The 1,228-nt window shown below is 55.9% G+C and carries 1 protein-coding gene; it reads left to right on the forward strand.

The annotated features are described in order from the left end of the window. Positions 1–1,228 (forward strand): RHS domain-containing protein (locus tag Q3O12_RS08120; protein ID WP_301670013.1); only part of this gene is annotated, 1,228 nt, incomplete at both ends.

Below are 1,228 nucleotides of genomic sequence, written 5' to 3' on the forward strand. Positions count from 1 at the left end.
ACCGCCACAGCATCACCTGCTTCGACTACAACGGAAACGGCCAAATCATCGCCCGGCACCAATGGAAAGTGCCGACTAAGGAAGAGAACGCCCGAAACGGCCTGCCCGAAACCGACTGGCGCGATGCGCAGTACGACATGCTGTACCTGCCCGTTACCGAAACCGTCCGCTACCACTACGATTTCAACGGCAACCGTACCGCCACCGTCCTGCCCGACGGCAGACAGATCAACTACCTGTATTACGGCAGCGGCCACCTGCACCAAATCAGCTTAGACGACGAAGTCATCACCGACATCGAACGCGATAAGCTGCACCGCGAAATCTACCGCACACAGGGTAAGCTTGCCAGCCGCTACGAACTTGATCCTTTAGGCCGTCTGAAAAGGCAAATTGCCGCACTCAATGAATTGACCGAAGGCGGCAAAGGCAAAACCAAAGTCGCAGCGGGCTATGGTCAAACCGCCGTCAAACGCAGCTACGGCTACGACCGTACCGGCAACCTGGTCCACAGTACCGACCAACGGACGGGCACGACGCATTTCGAGTACGACAGACTCGGTCGAATCACCAAAGCCGGCAGCGAACGGTTCGCCTTCGACCCTGCGCACAATATCCTGTCCGATCACAACAGCCCTACCGTTCAAGACAACCGTCTTAAAGAATACAACGGCACGACCTATTACTACGACGGCCTCGGCAACCTGATCCACCGCGAGCTGGCCGACGGCGAAGTGCAGAACTACTTCTACGATCTGCATGACCAACTGGTTAAAGCCGAAATCTTCAAAAAAGACGGCAGCAAAGAAACTTGGGCCTACACCTACGATGCCTTGGGCAGAAGGATAGGCAAAGGCCGTCTGAAAACAGACGGCAGCCTAGAAGACGAAACCCGCTTCGTTTGGGACGGCAGCCGCCTCTTACAGGAAGTCCACCCGGACGGCAGGTATACCTATCTCTACACCGACCAAGACTCCTACGAACCGCTGGCGCAGGTCCGCAATTGGACAACCGAAGACGGCGAAAGCAGACAACAAATCCACTACTTCCACTGCGACCAAATCGGCATCCCGAGAGAGATGACCGATAAGGACGGCAATCTGGTTTGGTTCGGCGATTATTACGGTTGGGGCAAACTGAAGAGCGAAACGAACGTAACGGGAACGGCGCACCAACCGTTCCGGTTGCAGAACCAGTATTGCGACCGTGAGACGGGGCTGCATTACAA

Origin of the sequence: Neisseria benedictiae (genome assembly GCF_958267435.1) — a bacterium.
Lineage (GTDB): Bacteria > Pseudomonadota > Gammaproteobacteria > Burkholderiales > Neisseriaceae > Neisseria > Neisseria bergeri.